The 18477-nt window shown below is 40.1% G+C and carries 18 protein-coding genes; 14 read left to right on the forward strand and 4 right to left on the reverse strand.

What is annotated here, in order from left to right:
- Positions 1 to 96: 96 nt before the first annotated feature.
- The 3 genes from A9267_RS09525 to A9267_RS09535 all read right to left on the reverse strand — a co-directional run bounded on the left by A9267_RS09525 (position 97) and on the right by A9267_RS09535 (position 2521).
- On the reverse strand, positions 97 to 720 hold the full coding sequence (locus tag A9267_RS09525; RefSeq protein WP_065109005.1) for a YceI family protein: 624 nt from the start codon (positions 718 to 720) through the stop codon (positions 97 to 99).
- A gap of 8 nt (positions 721 to 728) precedes the next feature.
- Positions 729 to 1961 (reverse strand): DUF418 domain-containing protein, encoded by a 1233-nt coding sequence (locus tag A9267_RS09530; RefSeq protein WP_082972326.1) that lies wholly within the window; start codon positions 1959 to 1961, stop codon positions 729 to 731.
- 86 nt (positions 1962 to 2047) lie between these two features.
- Positions 2048 to 2521 carry a hotdog fold domain-containing protein gene (locus A9267_RS09535; RefSeq protein WP_055024269.1) on the reverse strand — a complete coding sequence of 158 codons (474 nt, stop codon included), beginning with the start codon at positions 2519 to 2521 and terminating at the stop codon, positions 2048 to 2050.
- Positions 2522 to 2858: 337 nt separating this feature from the next.
- Here A9267_RS09535 and A9267_RS09540 point away from each other — a divergent pair, with 337 nt between their 5' ends.
- From A9267_RS09540 to A9267_RS09600, 13 genes are all read left to right on the forward strand, one after another.
- A complete protein-coding gene (locus A9267_RS09540; RefSeq protein ID WP_443018792.1) occupies positions 2859 to 3749 on the forward strand; it encodes a DUF368 domain-containing protein in 891 nt (296 codons plus the stop codon).
- Positions 3750 to 3927: 178 nt separating this feature from the next.
- Positions 3928 to 4887 carry a YbgA family protein gene (locus tag A9267_RS09545; RefSeq protein ID WP_372037444.1) on the forward strand — a complete coding sequence of 320 codons (960 nt, stop codon included), beginning with the start codon at positions 3928 to 3930 and terminating at the stop codon, positions 4885 to 4887.
- A gap of 51 nt (positions 4888 to 4938) precedes the next feature.
- Positions 4939 to 6405 (forward strand): deoxyribodipyrimidine photo-lyase, encoded by a 1467-nt coding sequence (gene phrB, locus A9267_RS09550; protein WP_065109008.1) that lies wholly within the window; start codon positions 4939 to 4941, stop codon positions 6403 to 6405.
- Between the two features lie 261 nt (positions 6406 to 6666).
- Positions 6667 to 7878, forward strand: a complete 1212-nt coding sequence (locus A9267_RS09555) for an NnrS family protein (protein ID WP_065109009.1) — start codon at positions 6667 to 6669, stop codon at positions 7876 to 7878.
- A 96-nt stretch (positions 7879 to 7974) separates the two neighbouring features.
- On the forward strand, positions 7975 to 9330 hold the full coding sequence (locus A9267_RS09560; RefSeq protein ID WP_065109232.1) for an ammonia-forming cytochrome c nitrite reductase subunit c552: 1356 nt from the start codon (positions 7975 to 7977) through the stop codon (positions 9328 to 9330).
- A gap of 341 nt (positions 9331 to 9671) precedes the next feature.
- Positions 9672 to 10115, forward strand: a complete 444-nt coding sequence (locus A9267_RS09565; RefSeq protein ID WP_065109233.1) for a nuclear transport factor 2 family protein — start codon at positions 9672 to 9674, stop codon at positions 10113 to 10115.
- Positions 10112 to 10876 carry an SDR family NAD(P)-dependent oxidoreductase gene (locus A9267_RS09570; protein ID WP_065109010.1) on the forward strand — a complete coding sequence of 255 codons (765 nt, stop codon included), beginning with the start codon at positions 10112 to 10114 and terminating at the stop codon, positions 10874 to 10876. The genes A9267_RS09565 and A9267_RS09570 overlap by 4 nt, the downstream gene beginning before the upstream one ends.
- Before the next feature lie 75 nt (positions 10877 to 10951).
- Positions 10952 to 12220, forward strand: a complete 1269-nt coding sequence (locus A9267_RS09575) for an NAD(P)/FAD-dependent oxidoreductase (protein WP_055024264.1) — start codon at positions 10952 to 10954, stop codon at positions 12218 to 12220.
- Positions 12217 to 13029: a DUF1365 domain-containing protein gene (locus A9267_RS09580; RefSeq protein ID WP_065109011.1), complete on the forward strand. Its 813-nt coding sequence runs from the start codon at positions 12217 to 12219 to the stop codon at positions 13027 to 13029. The genes A9267_RS09575 and A9267_RS09580 overlap by 4 nt, the downstream gene beginning before the upstream one ends.
- 77 nt (positions 13030 to 13106) lie before the next feature.
- Positions 13107 to 14378 carry an SAM-dependent methyltransferase gene (locus A9267_RS09585; protein WP_065109012.1) on the forward strand — a complete coding sequence of 424 codons (1272 nt, stop codon included), beginning with the start codon at positions 13107 to 13109 and terminating at the stop codon, positions 14376 to 14378.
- Positions 14379 to 14380: 2 nt separating this feature from the next.
- Positions 14381 to 14911 (forward strand): DUF2878 domain-containing protein, encoded by a 531-nt coding sequence (locus tag A9267_RS09590; protein ID WP_065109013.1) that lies wholly within the window; start codon positions 14381 to 14383, stop codon positions 14909 to 14911.
- A gap of 13 nt (positions 14912 to 14924) precedes the next feature.
- Complete coding sequence (locus A9267_RS09595) at positions 14925 to 15599, forward strand: chalcone isomerase family protein (protein ID WP_082972327.1); 675 nt, start codon at positions 14925 to 14927, stop codon at positions 15597 to 15599.
- Entirely contained in the window at positions 15599 to 16144 is a 546-nt protein-coding gene (locus A9267_RS09600; RefSeq protein WP_065109014.1) for a DUF3833 domain-containing protein, read from the forward strand. Before A9267_RS09595 ends, A9267_RS09600 begins: the two co-directional genes overlap by 1 nt.
- 117 nt (positions 16145 to 16261) lie before the next feature.
- Here the strand turns inward: A9267_RS09600 and A9267_RS09605 are convergent, their stop codons facing one another.
- Positions 16262 to 16606 carry a DUF3634 family protein gene (locus A9267_RS09605; protein WP_065109015.1) on the reverse strand — a complete coding sequence of 115 codons (345 nt, stop codon included), beginning with the start codon at positions 16604 to 16606 and terminating at the stop codon, positions 16262 to 16264.
- 286 nt (positions 16607 to 16892) lie between these two features.
- Between A9267_RS09605 and A9267_RS09610 the strand changes: the two genes are divergently transcribed.
- Positions 16893 to 18344, forward strand: coding sequence for an NAD-dependent succinate-semialdehyde dehydrogenase (locus A9267_RS09610; RefSeq protein WP_065109016.1), 1452 nt, complete (start codon positions 16893 to 16895; stop codon positions 18342 to 18344).
- Positions 18345 to 18477: the final 133 nt, after the last annotated feature.

Raw genomic sequence — 18477 nt, forward strand, 5'->3', positions numbered from 1 at the left:
TTTGGTTAAATGTTCATGGCGATGTCAATAAGGGGTACTTTACATAAGGGATGCCATAAAAGGGCTACTTTAAACAAGAGCCGCTTTAAGCAAGAACTATTTTAAAAATTCAGCATAAATTTCTAAATCTATTTCATCACCGACAATCGGTATATAACTGCTCATGTTAAAGTCAGAACGCTTAATGCGGCCTATGGCACTAAACCCTACAGTGTACTTACCTGTCATCCAATTATCTGCGCCGCCATGAAAGGTTGCTTTGAATGTGACAGGTTGAGTGACCCCTTTAAGCGTTAAGTTGCCAGTAAAATTAAATTGGCTCTCAGATATAGGGGTGACTGTATGGCTTGCAAATACCGCTTGAGGAAAAGTTTCAGAATCAAACCAAGTGGATTCTTGTAGGGTCTCAGCTAAGTCTGGATTGTTGATATCAACAGATTGAATATCGACTACAGCGGTTAAGCTCGCTGCGGTCATATTGTCTGGGTCAAAAGTCAGTTCAGCATCAAACTGATTAAAACGCCCCACATAAGTCGATAAACCAAGGTGCTGAATTTTAAAGAGAAGTGCAGCATGATTCTTATCGAGTTGATATTCACCGCGCTGCAGTGCAACCAGTTCAGATTTAACATTAGGGGCCACCCAGCTGACGCAGCTTGATAACATCAATATTGCGCCGATTGAGCACACAAGCGACTTGTTAATAATCCATTTATTCATAAGGTAGCTCACAGTGAGGTCATCTTGTTTTGACTATGGCGAACTCGATTTCGCCATAATGCTTCTAATGGCCCTTGCTTGAAGAACCGCAAATACAATGGGGCTAACACTAGCTGTAATCCAATAATTATCCCAGCAATAAAGACGTAATCAATTCTATTCAGAATCAAATGTAATTCAGGTGCATAGTATTGAATAATATAGCGAAATAATATCACGCCAATAACGGATTGGATAATGTAACAACTCAAGGCTAGTTTACCGACATCTTGCAATCGACTTAATGCATGTGGACTGTTTTTGCACAGGTTAACGATCAAATGGATATAAATCATTGCCATGGGAATGGCACTTATTATTACTGTGGTTGCGGAGAGCTCTTTTAGCACCGGATTAGATGAAAAACCCAATAAAGTATCAATAACAGAAAATATAATGGTCCACGAAATGCATTTTAGTAACGTGACTCTATCTAACCCGTGTTCAAACATTCCTTGCCTGTAAAGCGCCATTCCCCACATCATCAAGCCGCCAATAAACCAAATGAGTGTAAAGGGCGTTATGATAAGCATGAATCCCACTTGAATAAGCTGCAATATTACGGTGTTGAGATAGCCAGCTGACCATTCTTGTAATTGCTCAAGGTGCAGTTCGGAGCCCCGAAAGTACAGATCATCTTCAATTGTTAAACTAAACAAAGCGACTAAAATCAGTGAAAGAGCAACAAATTGAGTTGCACGCTTTTTGAGTATTTCGAGATCGCTATTGATATAATTAAGCGCTAAAAAAGCACTGATACCATAAGTTAATAATATATCGCCAGCCCAAATAAATACGCCGTGCATTAGCCCAATTAACATAAGCCATAAGAGGCGTTTTTTCATTAATGGGTAAGCAGGTAGACTTTGCGATTCATAGCGCTGAAATTGCACCAATAAACCTGCACCAAATAAGATGGAAAGAAGGCTTAAAAATCGGCCTTCCAGAAATACATTACTCACTACCTCTGTGAATATATCCATTTTTGGCTGTATTAAATGCGGGGCATAACCGTAAAAACTATCATTCATAAAAAATATATTCATGAATAAGATGCCAAGAATAGCTAATCCCCTTAAGGCGTCGATATTATGGTTACGGTTTCCATGGCTTTCGTTGATGGTATTGACTTGATTTGGGCCAGTATTGGTGACGCTGGTAGGCGTACTAATATGATCTGCAGCATCCATTTCGCTATTCATATTGTTTTTGTGTGGTGATCGATGATTAAAAGCCTAACAGTCACTGAATCAAAAAGATAGCAACAGCTAGGCTGTAATAGAAAGGCTTATTTTTGTGGTTTTTCAGAGATCCACAATTTAATTGTGCCGCGAACAACCACATTACCATCGGTGTCATAGGCATTGACAGGAACCAGTAAGTCACCAACTTGCCATTGTTCGGGGGTGACTTCTGCAACACATAAAATATCACTGCCTGCCTTGGCGGTATAATCGACTGTCATTCCTTTTGGGATCCAGCGTAGGTGCTTAGGTATCGATGCTTCGGCCATCACACCCATTGCCATTTCTAAGCCATTACAAATAGCAATCACATGTACAGTTTTAATATGATTGTGCACCGCTTTGCGCTTTTTGATTAAACAAGCACAGCGATTGACTTTTAGTTCAGTAACGAGAGGCTTTACCGTGGCAAAATAGGGAGCCATACGTGACACCATAATCGAGAAAATTTTATTCCCGAATGGGTATTTGGTTACTTTGTTATATAAAGCTAATACATGGTTAGGCTTGTTGCTCATATCGATCCTTCTCTTATTAGAATTATTTTAACATCTGGTCTGATGAGTTGGTTTGGGTTAGTTTAACATCCTTGTAACGCCTTGCACATATGCCAATGAAATTGAAAAAAGATTAATGACAGAGATTAGAGAATATCGAGGTATAATTTATTTAAATTAATGATGAGGTTTGAGAACTTTACTCATAGGCCTAGGTCATAGGACGCATCAAGAACATCATACAAGCTACCACTGAGTCAAAGCGCATGTTTTGACAAGGTAATGCAATTTTAAATAATTAAATTCAGCGTTTTATTAAGGATTAGCTTTGCAGCAATTATTAAATTTTTTCAAAGGAATGGCGATGGGCGCCGCGGATGTTGTACCGGGCGTATCAGGCGGCACGATTGCGTTTATCACAGGGATTTTAGATCCACTTTTAGACGGTATTCGAAAGATCAATCCGTCTTTGTTTGGAGTGATAAAACAACAAGGTATCAAAGCGGCTTTTTTACATATTAACGGTCCATTTCTAGTCGCTGTTTTCGGCGGTATTCTGACCAGTATTTTTACACTGGCTAAGCTCATCTCATGGTTACTGACAAATCACCCAATCCCTGTGTGGTCGTTCTTTTTTGGGCTTATTCTCTTTTCTGTTGTGCACATGCTCAAACAGGTGAGCATGATTAATTTGATACGTTGTATTTTGTTTGTACTCGGTGTGGCGTTCGCTTGGTTTATCACCGTACTTAACCCTATTGAACTTGATGTCAGTTATCTTACCTTTTTCTTTGCAGGCTGCATTGCCATTTGCGCCATGATTTTACCAGGGATCTCAGGTAGTTTTATTTTATTACTGCTAGGACTTTATCCTGCGGTATTAGCGGCAGCTAAAAGCTTTGATGTGCTTATGCTTGCGTGTTTTGCATTAGGCTGCGTGGCAGGTTTATTGAGTTTTAGCCACGTATTGTCTGCCATGTTACGTAAGTTTCATGATGAGACATTGCTATTTTTAACTGGATTGATGCTGGGCACCTTAGGGAAAATCTGGCCATGGAAAGAAGTACTAACTTGGCGTGAAAATTCGAAAGGTGAGCAAGTCCCTCTAACTGAGCAAAATTTATCACCGATGCAGTTTGAGCAATTAACTGGGGAGTCGTCACAACTGCTTGCCGCTATTGCCTGTTTATTGGTTGGTATTGGACTGGTGTGGGGCTTGGAAAAATTTGGTAAGCATTCTGCTAAGTAGGCAGACTAATATTGAGAATTAGCCCGTAATGGGCTAATTCTCGCTAATGTTACTTTGAGAATAAATTAATTTTACTTTTTATTATAATTTAATGAGTTAAAGACTAATATTTAAAGACACAAGTGATCTCAATAGCATGACATGACGTAATGCTTATTAAGCCACAAGGAGTTGTATCGTGAACAAAGAAATCTTTAACCCTGAAAAAATTCAAATTGGTATTAGCAGCTGCCTATTAGGTCAAAAAGTGCGTTTTGATGGCGGCCATAAAAATTCTAACTATTGTAATATCGACCTAGCACCATTTTTTGACTACATCAGTGTATGTCCTGAAATGGCGATTGGAATGGGGGCTCCACGAAAAAGTATACGTCAAGAGCGTGATGGCGATAAAATCTTCGTCAAAAGTGCAGACGGTTCAATTGATGTTACTGATAAATTAAACGAATACAGCGAAAAACGAGTTGGCGAGCTCGATTTTATTGGCGGATATATTCTCTGCGCTAAATCACCGACTTGCGGTATGGAACGTGTTATCGAATATAAATACGGCACCAATAACGGGACTAAAAGTGGCGTGGGTGTTTTTGCCAAAAAGCTGATGGACAAATATCCTCATCTTCCAGTCGAAGAAGAAGGGCGTTTACATGACCCTTTACTTAAAGAAAACTTCATTACTCGTGTTTATGCATATCATGAATGGCATTGTTTACAGGCTGAAGGTTGGACAAAGCACAAACTGATGCAGTTTCATGCTCGTTACAAGTATTTACTCATGGCGCATAGCCCGCAATGGTATCGAGATTTAGGTCCAATATTAGCCAACATAGAAGATCTAAATGAGTCAGCTCAAACTTATTTTGAAGGGTTTATGACGGCGCTGAAACTTATCGCGTCACGAAAAAATCACACCAGCACACTGCAACATATTCAAGGATACTTTAAAAAGCATCTGTCAAAAGAGCAAAAGCAAGAGTTGAGCGAATCAATTATGAAGTACCGTGAAGGTGTGTTGCCTTTGTTGGTACCAATAACCCTGATTAACCATTACTTACGTGAGTACCCAACGCCTTACATTGAAGGCCAGGTGTACCTAAATCCTCATCCTGAGGCATTACGACTACGTTACGCCTACTAAATTTATCTCACTGATAATGTAAATAATTGTTCCTATTGAGATAGAGGCTTAATGATGAAAACACTCATTTGGTTTAGGCAAGACTTGCGTCTTGCTGACAACCTAGCGCTTTGTGAAGCATTTGCTTACGCGAAATCTGCGTTATCAAGTCCAACAAAAGCGAACAACGAACAAGTCGAAGCCTTGTACGTTGTCAGCACAGAGCAGTGGCGCCGCCATGATGTTGCTCCTATTCAAATTGATTTTATTGAACGACATGTCAATATTTTAGCCAAAGGGTTAGCAACACTTGGAGTTAAACTTCACGTAGTGCACCTTCCTTTATTTGATGATGTTGTTGAGTGGATGCCATCGTTTTTGGCGCAACATCAAATAGAAAAAGTGTTTGCGACTCAAGAACCCGAAATTAATGAACGTCAACGTGATGAGAAGCTGCTTAAATTAGGACTTCCAATTGATTTTGTGGCTCAAGATTGCATTGTTAACGCTGGTTGCGTGAACAACCTATCAGGGCAAATGTATAAAGTTTTTACTCCCTTTTCTAAAAAGTGGCGTGAGATTACTGCAGGTATGGCTATAGCACCGCTTGCTGTTCCGAAACCAATTGCTGCGGCCTTACCCGAGCCAAGTGCAATTGTCTTTGATGCAGAAAAAAAGTCGAGTCATCTTTGGCGTGCTGGAGAAGGAGAGGCGAAACGCATTTTAGAGCAATTTTGCTCGCAGAGTATTCAAGATTACCAATTAGAGCGAGATTTCCCTGCTTTAGACAGTACCAGTAAATTATCCCCCTATTTAGCGATTGGAGTGATTAGTGCTAAGCAGTGTTTAGCCTCTGCCCTTAATCGATTTCCTGAAGCGCTGGTGGACGACACCAGTCCTGCGAAAACTTGGATTAATGAACTGGCATGGCGTGAGTTTTATCGTCATTTATTAGTGGCTTTTCCAAGGCTATCAAAAGAAAAAAGCTTTAATGAGAAAGGAGATTCCGTTCAATGGCGGAATAACATTGAAGAGTTTTCTGCTTGGTGTGAAGGACGAACAGGTTACCCGATTGTTGATGCTGCCATGAGGCAACTTAATCAAACTGGTTGGATGCATAATCGATTAAGAATGGTGGTGGCAAGTTTTTTAACCAAGCACTTACTTGTAGATTGGCGGTGGGGAGAGCGCTATTTTAGACAACAATTAATTGATGGTGATTTAGCCGCGAATAATGGCGGTTGGCAATGGTCGGCAGGAACAGGTTGCGATGCTCAACCTTACTTTAGAGTGTTTAACCCGATGAATCAAAGCAGTAAGTTTGATCCCGATGCGAGTTTTATTAAACACTATGTACCTGAATTGAAAGATGCGCTGCTAAAAACAATTCACCAACCTACCTTTACTAAAGACACACAAATGTTTGATGATTTGTTTAGTAATAAGCAAGCCAAGTCAGTGAACTATCCTTCGCCTATTGTTGAGCACAGCTTTGCACGCAAGCGAGCAATAGAAGTATTAAGTTCGCTAAAGCGTTAATGCCTTATCTAATTTTTATCAATACAAGCCACTTTTAAGTGGCTTTTTTGTTGTTAACACTGCCTTTTCAAATCTAACTTAAATCGAAGTCATCAAGATAGTTCATTGCCTTTATTTGCGAGAGATCACAGTTTCAACTAGGTTAGTAACACTGACCATTTTTAATGATTGCTGGAATGGAATTAACAACATACAATAAACATATATCTTAAATGCATCTTTAAAGTGGTTCCTCACGTTAAGTTAAAAGGTTTGAATATCATGCTAAATATTGACGATCCGGCAGAAACTGAAAAAACCGCAGCAATATGGCGATTAGCATTTAGGCCTTTTTTCTTAGGCGGTGCAGCGTTAGCTATGCTTTATATTCCACTGTGGTTAATGGGTTGGTATATTCCCGAATACAGTTTGTTTAATAGTCAATTTTGGTCAAATGTATTGCCTTTGTGGTGGCATCCACATGAACTGTTATTTGGCTTTGCAATGGCTATCGTGTGCGGTTTTTTACTGACGGCAGTACAAACTTGGACTAATCAACCTAGCTTGAAAGGGCCAATGTTGGCTTTAACATTTACCAGTTGGTTTTTAGCCAGACTATTGCTGTTATTGCCTTTTGATATTCCACTATTTTTACCTGCTTTTTTTGATAGCGTGTTTTTAGGCATTGCAGCCTTCACTATGTGGCGGAATGTTTATCGTGTGAAGCAATGGCAAAATATTGGTTTTTCTATCATGCTTACAGTTGCGCTTGTGGTTAATCTTGTGAGTTATTACGCATTACAAGAACGTAATTTCATTTTAGCTAATCAAATTTGGCAAGGAATGTTATTTTGGTTGGCTTTGTTGATTACGATAGTAGGTGGTCGAGTCATTCCTTTTTTCACGGCGATGAGAGTAAAGCTGCCAAAAGCTGAACCAATTTTTGCCATTGAGAAAAGCTTACTTGTGTTAATGATTGCGCTTGTTATACAAGCCATTTTTAAAATCTTTCCAATAGCGGTTGAGCAAGTGCTATTGCTGAGTGCTGGCGTATTGCACTTAGTCAGAATCAGCCGCTGGTTACCGCACAAAACAGTGAAAGAGCCAATGCTATGGTCGTTACATCTATCGTATCTGTCCTTGCCTATTTCATTGTTGGGTTTAGGTTGGTTTATCAATGATGAGTTTGCTTATCGGAGTTTATTGCACCTGTTTGCCATTGGCTGTTTAGCTTCATTGTGTTTATCAATGATTTCAAGGGTGTCACTTGGACATACCAGCAGAAACATTTATCAAGGTCCAAACATGGTATTAGCATTTGCGTGCCTACCTATTGCAGCTTTATTTCGAGCGGTGATGCCGCTACTTATGCCAGCTAATACACAGGTTTGGTTATGGATTGCGGGTGGCTTTTGGTTTACGGCCTTTGCGCTATTCGTTTGGCATTATAGTCCTATTTTATCTCGTCCAAGAATTGATGGACGACCTGGTTAATAGCCTGATGAGCTATGACATTTTATTACGTTGTAAGGAAAAACTGTGAATAAGCAATTAGCTTTGTTTAAACAAAATAACAGCAAGGTGTTGGGGATGACTAAAAAGTGTGTAGCGAGTTTTGTTGCTGTATTGGGCTTAGCTTCATGCTTCGGTGCAAGCGCCAAAACAGATATCAATCAAACTAAGTTTCCTGACCAATATAAAACTTGGGCCGAAACAGAAGAGCAAACAGAGCGAGAAGATATGTTAGCAAGTTACCCTGCTAACATTATCTTATGGGCAGGTTCTTCATTTGCCAAAGAGTATCACAGTCCCCGTGGGCACCAATTTGCGGTTGCAGATGTCACCCACACATTACGCACTGGCGTGCCACCTAAGGAAGGTGAAAAAGGCACGTCAGCAAGCTGTTGGACATGTAAAACACCTGATGCACCTCGTTTAATCAAAGAGATGGGGTTTGAAGGGTATTCAGCGTCTAACTTTACTGACTTAGGTACGGAGATTAATAGTGTTGTTTACTGTACTGATTGTCATGTAGATGGCAGTGCTGAACTCGCACTACCTCGTCCGCATGCTCAAAATGCAATGAGTAAAACAGGTATTCCTTTTGAAAAACAAGATGCATCAATGCAAGGGGCACAAGTATGTGGTCAATGTCATGTGACTTACTACTTCCAACCTGAAAAAAGTAACGTCGTTAACATGCCATGGATTTTTGGCAGTGATACTGACAACATTTTAAAATACTACGACACTCGCCGATTTTATGAGTGGATCCATCCTATTTCTAAAACGCCGATACTCAAGGCGCGTCATCCTGAGTTTGAACACTGGAGCCGCAGTAAACATGCTGAGGCGAATGTGACTTGTATTACTTGCCACATGCCAGTTGAAGAAAATGCAAAAGGTGAAGAGTTTACCAACCATAAAGTTGATAAAGCATTACCGCATTTTGATAAGACATGTATAGCGTGCCATGAAAGCAAAGAAGCGATCACAGCCCAGCTTGATGCTGATAAGCATGAAATTGAAGCTATGGCTCGTGAGGTTGAAGGCTTGTTAGTGAAAGCCCATTATGAAGCGAAAGCAGCTTGGGATGCTGGTGCTAATTGGGAGCAAATGAACAGTGCGATTATGTCAATTAGGCATGGTCAATGGCACTGGGACTTTGCGATGGCTTCACACGGTTTATATGCCCATAACCCAGACGAGGGTCGTATGCTGCTGAGCCGTGCAACATCTCAAGCTAAAATGGCAAGAGCGGTACTTGCACAAGTATTAGCTGGTCTTACAGTGGATAAGGTTGAGTATCCGGATATTAGCTCGAAAGAGTCAGCACATGCCGCTGTAGGAATTAATGAAGCTAAACTAAGTGAAGCTAAACAAATGTTTATTAAAGATGAAGTTGAAAAGCATTGGAACCCAATCGCAGTAAGAGGCTATCAATAAGCTGTTCAGTCAATTTTAGCAAGCTGGTGAATCAATACTAAGTTGATCATTTAGCTGAATAACATTAGTAAAAAGCACCTAGGGTAACCTAGGTGCTTTTTTTTGATCTTTAGAAGCTATTTCAACGTACTTAAGGGTATATAAAATATTTAGGTTTTGTTTGATTATTTTTAAGACAAATCCAGTAACTAAGCTTATTATCAATAGATAACTATTCGTTTTAATTGCTTTTTGTTTACTGTACTTCAGCTTTTAAAAATTAAACATGATGTTTAGTGAAATGGTTCAAGGAGAGTTAAATGCACAGTAGCACTAATACCGTTAGTGAGTTACCTGAGCCGATGAATTTCGATACGCCTGTTCAGGCGCAAATTGTTGATGACTTCATTAACATGTATCAACAGCTCAATAAGAATACTTTGCACCTTCTGAATCAGGTCTACAGTGAGAATATCGTGTTTCAAGATCCACTACATAAAGTAGAAGGATTAACTGAGCTGACCCAATACTTTGCGAACATGTATGCCAATGTTGAGGCTATCAACTTTGATATACAGCAAGTAAGTGCCTCTGCAAGCCAAGCTTCAGTTTTTTGGGTCATGACTTACCAGCATTCTAAGCTGAATCATGGCCAGCCTATTAATGTTGAAGGCATGAGCCATCTGCAATTCACAGATAAAATCTACTCTCACCGTGATTACTTCGATCTTGGCCAGATGCTATATGAACCCATTCCACTATTGGGAAAATTGATTCGTATGGTTAAGTCTAGGGCATCGTCATGAAAACCAATACAGCTAAACAGGAAGCGATTTTAATCACAGGTGCAAGCTCTGGTATTGGGCTTGCGTTAGCACGTCATTATATTGAGCTGGGATACCATGTGTTTGCGTGTGGTAGAAATGAGCAAACGCTCAACACCATTGGCGGTGCATATCCGTTGATGTTTGATATCAATGATAAATATCAAATAGAACAAGCATCAATGCAACTTAACACTATGCTGAATAATAAAGGACTAACGCTAACAACCGTTGTTCTCAATGCGGGAAGTTGTGAGTATATCGATAATCCGCTTCAATTTGATGGCGCTTTATTTGAAAGAGTGATTAACACTAATCTGATTGCAATGGGGTATTGTTTACAGTTTTTTTTACCACTTATTGCTGCTCATGGCCGTATCGGTTTAATGAGCTCAAGTGCGACCTATTTACCTTTCCCTCGTGCGGAAGCTTACGGCGCGTCAAAAGCCGCTGTTAATTACCTTGCAAGTAGCTTGCGGTTAGATTTAACGCAACACGATATTGGCGTCAGTGTGATATGCCCAGGCTTTGTATCAACGCCACTAACAGATAAAAACGATTTTTCGATGCCGATGAAAATCTCTGCGCAACAAGCGGCTATTGATATTTTTAGTGGATTGAAAAAAGGTCGTGATGAGATTCATTTCCCTAAACGTTTTACCTATATATTGAAATGTTTAGCTTGTTTACCTTCGGGATTGATTAACAATTTACTTGCGCCTAAAGCGCAGAAGCACTCTTAAAATGGTTAAAACTGAGATTTTGGCCTCTAGAACAGTATAAATGGTCTAAAACAATAATAATCATAAAGGATTAATATGAAAAAAATTGCAGTGGTTGGATCAGGTATTTCAGGGTTAACATGTGCTCATTTACTCAGTCAATTACATGAAGTGACTGTATTTGAAGCGAATGACTATATCGGTGGGCACACGGCAACAATTGATGTCGAGGTGGGAGGGAAACCCTACGCTATTGATAGTGGTTTTATTGTATTTAATGATCGTACTTATCCAAGATTTCAGAAATTAATGGCACGATTAGATGTAAAGTCTTTGCCTACAGAAATGAGTTTCAGCGTTCAAAACACCCAAACAGGTTTAGAGTACAATGGCCACACGCTTTGGAGCATGTTTGCTCAGCGTCGTAACTTATTAAAACCTGATTTTTATCGATTTCTAGCTGAAATCGTTAAGTTTAATAATCAATGTAAAGCCATTTATGATGCAGAAGACTATCAAATTGACACGTTAGGCGAGTTTTTAGATAGCCAAGGTTTTTCTGATTTTTTCAGTGAACACTACATTTTACCTATGGGCGCCGCCATTTGGTCTGCCAGCATTAACGACATGCGTGCCTTCTCGTTACGATTTTTCATTCGATTCTTCCATCACCACGGATTGTTGAATATCAGCGACCGTCCGCAGTGGTATGTACTTGAAGGTGGCTCTCGTAGTTATATTCCTGCACTTATTGAACCATTCAAACAGCGCTTGTTTCTCAATTCTCCGGTAACGTCAATTGAGCGTAAGCATGATGGGGTCAATATAAAAATTAACGATGGAGAAGTGCAGTACTTCGATGAAGTCATATTGGCTTGTCACAGTGACCAAGCGCTAGCCATGCTAACAGACGCTTCTGAAGATGAGCGTCAAGTTCTGGGGGCGATGGCTTATCAAGATAATGAAGTTGTATTACACACCGATGTGAACCTATTACCAAAGCGAAAAGCAGCATGGGCAAGCTGGAATTATCGTTTACAAGGGGTTGATGCGAGTGATATCGCGAATAAACCCGCCAGTGTGACCTACAATATGAATATATTGCAGCGTCTTCCTAAAGATGCACCCACCTTTTGTGTCACCTTAAATCAAACTCATTTGATTGATGAGAGTAAAATCCTTCGTAAATTTAACTATGCTCATCCGGTATTTAATGAAGCGAGTATGGCCGCTCAAAAAGAGCGAAGCCGAATTTGTGGCGTGCGTCATACTCATTTTGCTGGTGCATATTGGTATAACGGCTTTCATGAAGATGGTGTGCGCAGTGGCTTAGATGTATGTAATAACTTCGGTATTAGCCTATGACATCAGTGGTAGAGTCTGACAAATTCCATAGTGGTATTTACCAAGGCGAGGTAAGCCACAGACGGTTTACGCCTAAATCTCATTCTTTTGAATATGAGATGGCTTTGATGGCGATAGATTTAGATGAGGTTAACCAACTAGAAAAAGTCAGTAAAATCTTTGGTTTGTCGAAATGGAGTTTGCTGAAGTTTAATCCAAGTGATTATTTAAACAATCTTACTAGCCAATTTTCTAATGAAGCAGTGATTGAATTAATGGCAGATTGTGATGTTATGTCTCCTGAGGCTGGCTTAAAGCATCGAGTGCTTTGGACCATTACACAGTTGGGTGCTAGCACTCAATGTGACTCGGTTATCTTTGCTGGGCAAATCAGGCATTTTGGCTTTTACTTCAGTCCTGTTAACTTTTACTTTTGCTATCAAGACGGCGAACCTATCTATATGCTCGCAGAGGTGAGTAATACACCATGGGATGAGCGACATTGTTATTTAGTGGACCTACAGGATACACAACACACTGATAAAGTGTTCCATGTTTCGCCTTTTCTTGATCTTGATATGCATTATCATTGGAAAATTACCCCACCCAGTAAGCGACTTAACGTCACGATTCAAAACCGAGATGACGCTAATAACAAACTATTTGATGCGAGTCTTTACTTAAAGCGTCGAACATTTACTGCCGCAAACATTCGCAAGATGTTGATAGGGTTTCCTATTATGACTGTGAAAATAATGTGGGGTATTTATTGGCAAGCTTTAAAACTGTTTGTAAAGCGGATCCCGTTTGTGGTTCACCCGCAAACTTAAATTAAACCAAATGACAACTTGTTACGTATATCAACATCATAATGATAAACAGATTAACGTAGGACGCGGAGAGTGATATGGAAAATACAGCAACAGGTGCCAACTTAGCTCAAGCAACTATTTCCGAAGGTTTTGCCAAGAAAATTTTATTAAGAGCATTAACGCATCTTTCTGATGGCTATTTAACGATTGTGAGCTCCGATGATCAAGCTAGCGCAGAACAAAGTGTCAGTTTTGGCAATTTTGATTCAGATTTACATGCCACTATCCAAGTCTCTCATCCTAGTTTTTACAAGCAAATTATTTGGGGTGGTTCAATTGGCGCTGGTGAAGCGTACATTCAAGGGCATTGGTCCAGTCCAGACTTGACTAAAGTGGTTCAATTGTTTGCTCGAAACCTTGCACTTTTAGACAATATTGAACGCTACTTTTCATGGTTTAGTGTTGGTGTTAATCGCATCAAACACGTATTCAACCGCAACTCTACATCAGGCTCTAAGCGTAATATTCTAGCGCATTATGATCTAGGTAATGCAATGTATGAGCAATTTCTGGATAAAGAAATGCTCTATTCAAGTGCGTTATATCCGCATAACAGCGCCAGCCTAGAAGAAGCACAACTACACAAATTGCACACCATTTGTGAGCGGTTGGATTTAAAACCTGGCCAAACATTGCTTGAAGTGGGAACGGGTTGGGGAGCGTTAGCGATTTACGCAGCGAAACACTTTGATGTCAATGTCACCACAACCACAATTTCAGACGCTCAGTATGAATATGCAGCTAACAGAGTCGAGCAAGAAGGCTTGAGTGATCGTATTACCTTACTTAAACAAGATTATCGATTATTGACTGGTGAATATGACAGGGTTGTATCGATAGAAATGATTGAAGCGGTGGGGCATGAGTATTTACCGAGCTTCTTTAAGAAGCTTGAAACCTTATTAAAGCCTGAAGGAAGAATGCTTATTCAGGCTATTACTATTGCCGATCAGCGCTATGACAGCTACCGAAAAGGTGTTGATTTTATTCAACGTTATATATTCCCTGGTGGCTGTTTACCATCAGTAAGTGAAATGAACAAACATGTTGCAAAACAAACCGATATGGTTGTTTGGTCAATTGATGATATGGGGAAAGATTACGCACAAACATTACTTCACTGGCATCAACGTTTTGATCACGCGCAGCAAAAAGTTAAACAGCTTGGGTACGGTGAAGACTTTATTCGTATGTGGAAGTTTTATCTAAGTTATTGCGAAGGTGGCTTTTTAGAGCGCACTACGAGTGCGGTGCATTTGGTGGCTGTTCGTCCCAAGTATCGTACTGCTTTAGCAAGCGGTGCTTAACAATGAATAGCCATACCAACATTATTAATGCTTGTGCATTTCAGGTTATTTGGTGGGCCGGTGTATTAGCCGGAAACCAATTAATTGTCATACCCGCATTGTTAATCGTATGGCATTTTGTGGTGAGTCAGCAAAAGAAGTGGGACCTTAAGGTTATGCTGGTAAGCGCCTTAGCGGGCTGTTTAGTCGACTTATTGCTGACGGTATTTGGAATATTTGAGTTCGCTTCATTCCCTATTTGGTTAGGGCTACTTTGGGCATATTTTGCTATCTCATTAAATTACAGTCTGGCACTGTTTAACCATTTGCCCGTTGCTATTCAAGCACTGCTAGGTGGCGTATTTGGCAGCTTAAGTTATATCGGTGGTGCTAACCTTGGGGCAGTGACCTTACCTCAAGGAACTGCTACAACGGCGATTGTATTGTTTGTAATTTGGTTTGTGTTATTTCCATCTTTTTTGCATCTAGCAAAATCTATCGGTCTAAAGCAAGCCAAACACTATTCAAATAACGTCTTTAATCAACTGTCATAAAGGAGGAAGGAGCATGAAACTATCTAGTAGAACGGCAATGTTAACGTCATCAATAACGACAAAAAAACGTTGGTTAGCCAGTTTTAATATTAAACATGATACTAAGAATTCTTTGCGAACAATCGCTGCGACTTTATGCCTGACTCTAAGCCCATATTCTTCAGCCGCAGTTACCGCTGATTTTGAAGCTGCAACGACAGCTATAACAGTTCAAGAATCAATGCCTGCGACTAAGCAAGATACTAATGAATCAAGTGTGTTGAAAATGGTAGGGCAGGCAGATATGGACTTACTGTGGTTTTCTATTTATAGCGCAAAATTGATGTCTGTAGATGGGGAATACCAACAAGACCAATTTCCGCTAAAGCTTGAGATTGAATATCACCGCGATATTGATGCTGAAGATTTAATTGAAGCGACGGTCGACCAATGGCTGCACATAGGTATCGACAGTGAAGAAATTGTGCGATTGCAACAGCAGATCGAACAAGCATGGCCAGATGTTAAGGAAGGCGATAGATTAAGTTTTATGATGCACAGCCAAGATAAAGGGCAGTTTTACTTCAATGAGCAAGCATTACCCATTATTCAAGAACCGGGTTTTGCTGCCGCATTTTTGGATATTTGGCTTTCGGAGCAAACCAGTAGGCCAGAACTTAGACTGCAATTAATTGGAGCCAATAAATAATGACTCAACTAAATAGAATAAAGTCATTTTGCATAGCAACCTTGGCAGCTTTATCTTTAATGTCTTGCTCATCGGCTTCAATCGAGGATTACGATAAAACGACCCCTGTATTGGATTTGCAGCAGTTTTTTGCTGGTAAATTGACTGCAGCCGGCATTGTTCAGGATTTTTCAGGCACTGTGACTCGTAAATTTACAGTCTCGATGGATGCTAGCTGGCAAGATAATCAAGGTATTATTGACGAGCGATTTATTTATGATGATGGGGAAAAACAAACCCGAATTTGGCATATTACTGATTTAGGTAATGGCCAATATGAAGGAAAGGCTAACGATATTTTAGGTATTGCTACAGGCGAAGCTAAGGGCAGTGCGTTACGTTGGGCTTATGACATGAACTTGATTGTAGATGAGTCAGAATATGAAGTGCACTTTGATGACTGGATGTTCTTAGTGGATGAAAATACTATCATTAACAAAAGCGATATTATTAAGTTTGGGGTAACAGTTGCCCAAGTGACTTTGGTTATTCAAAAGCAACCATAGTTATTAAAAGAGTTATTTAAAAGAGTTATTAAAAGCTAGCTAACTGTCTAAAATATCTATAGCAGATTGAGCAAAACTAAGGTTATTAAGAAGACAATAACCTTAGCAGTATCGCAATTAGCCTTTTAATTTTGAATTATCAGGCTGTTTTTTATCGTAATATTCAAATGGAAACACATTTCTAATTCGTTGGGTTAACTTATCTGACACGTTGGCAGATACGTGTAATCTGACATCACCTTGCTTTTCAGCACGTACTGTACAAGTTAACTTTTCAGCTTTTGCTATGGCTTTACACTCTCTTGAGAAACGTTCAGGTATTTTGCCCGAATGTTTATTCAGTTTCCCTTCTTTGAAATGCATTTCAAATATTGTTAGTCCACGAGAACCTGAAAAAATAAGTTTGTAAGCAATGACAAAAAAAACTAATACAAAGAGGACTTTAAAACCCGTTTCAAGCATATATCGATCCTTTTAATTTCAATCCTTTAAAGACACACTATCAATAATAAAGATACTCCGCTGATATAAGATTGCAATCCATTTAGGTCATTAATACGTTGGATGACGGTTAGAACACATCGCTGAAGCACGACATTTGAAGCGTCATTGAATACACAATTGATCTTGGGTCGTTATGTCTATGAAACTTAGTTACTATTAACTTATTCGAGTAAGCCATCCCAATTATTKATGAGTCAGTTTTTGAGTGTTGGTTAGGTACTTATTTTCGTTAAAAGGTCATGCTATGCACCGAGTTCAAGATACCTCTCTTTTTCGTCAACAAGCTTACGTTAATGGTCAATGGATTGATGGGGATTCTGGTTTCACTCAAGATGTAATCAATCCCGCTACCAATGAGCTTGTTGCCTGTGTGCCACAACTTAGTGAATCACAAGTTCATTCTGCGATTAGCGCAGCGCAGCAGGCATTAGTCCCTTGGCAAGCGTTAACGGCTAAAGCACGCCAACAAATACTGCTCAAGTGGTATCAGCTTATACTGCAGCATAGTGACGACCTTGCCAGGATTATGACGTTAGAGCAGGGAAAACCCCTCGCGGAAGCTCAAGCTGAAGTGAATTATGGCGCATCGTTTATTGAGTGGTTTGCTGAGGAAGCAAAGCGAGTCTATGGAGAGACAATTCCGGGGCATCAAGCAGATAAACGCATAACCGTCATAAAGCAAGCCATAGGTGTGACTGCGGCTATTACGCCATGGAACTTCCCCTTAGCAATGATTACTCGCAAAGCTGCACCTGCATTAGCCGCAGGCTGCAGCATGATTGTCAAACCAGCACCACAAACGCCATTAACTGCGCTTGCCCTAGCCGAGCTTGCTCATAGAGCTGGAATTCCTAACGGGGTGTTTAATGTGGTTATCGGAGAGGCAAAGAAAGTAGGTCAAATCTTGTGTGAAAGCCATCAGGTAAGAAAGTTATCTTTTACTGGCTCAACAGCCGTGGGGGTTAAATTAATGCAACAATGTGCCCCCACAGTAAAAAAGTTATCACTAGAGCTTGGCGGCAATGCGCCTTTTATTGTGTTCAATGATGCAGATATTGAAGCTGCTGTAACTGGGGCGATTCAAGCTAAGTTTAGAAATGCTGGGCAAACATGCGTTTGTGCAAACCGTATCTATGTGCAGTCAGGGATCATAGAACAGTTTACTTCGAAGTTCGTCAAAGCGGTTACAGCGCTTAATGTAGGCGATGGCTTTGATGTAGAGACTGATATTGGACCGCTGATAAACCAAGATGCCGTTGATAAAGCCAAATCGCACATTGCGAATGCCTTATCACTTAATGGCAAAGTATTAGTTGGTGGTCAGCCACTTACAGACTCTGGTCACTTTTTTGCTCCCACAGTGATAAGCAATTGCCAGCAAAACATGTTAGTAGCAAAAGAAGAAACCTTTGGACCCATCGCCCCTATTTTTGAGTTTGATGATGAAGCACAAGTGATAGAAATGGCTAATGATACAGATTTTGGTTTAGCTGCATATTTTTATGCAAACGACATTAGTTTAGTTTATCGGGTTTCAGAGGCGTTAGAGTTTGGCATGGTTGGGGTTAATACAGGGCTGATTTCAACTGAAGTTGCTCCGTTTGGTGGGATTAAGTCTTCTGGTATTGGTCGAGAGGGATCCAGACACGGTTTGGATGAGTACCTTGAAATGAAGTATGTTTGCGTTTCAATATAAAGCGTTTCTCTTTTTATCGAGCGTTTAGCGTTATATGCAGTAGCGCGTTTACGGCAAATAGATTGAATACGTAACACTAACCGCTCAATTAACCGAATAATGTTTTATTAATAAAGCGGTTTAAGCGTTAGAG

The sequence above is a fragment of the Shewanella sp. UCD-FRSSP16_17 genome, from assembly GCF_001675935.1.
Taxonomy (GTDB): Bacteria; Pseudomonadota; Gammaproteobacteria; order Enterobacterales; family Shewanellaceae; genus Shewanella; species Shewanella japonica.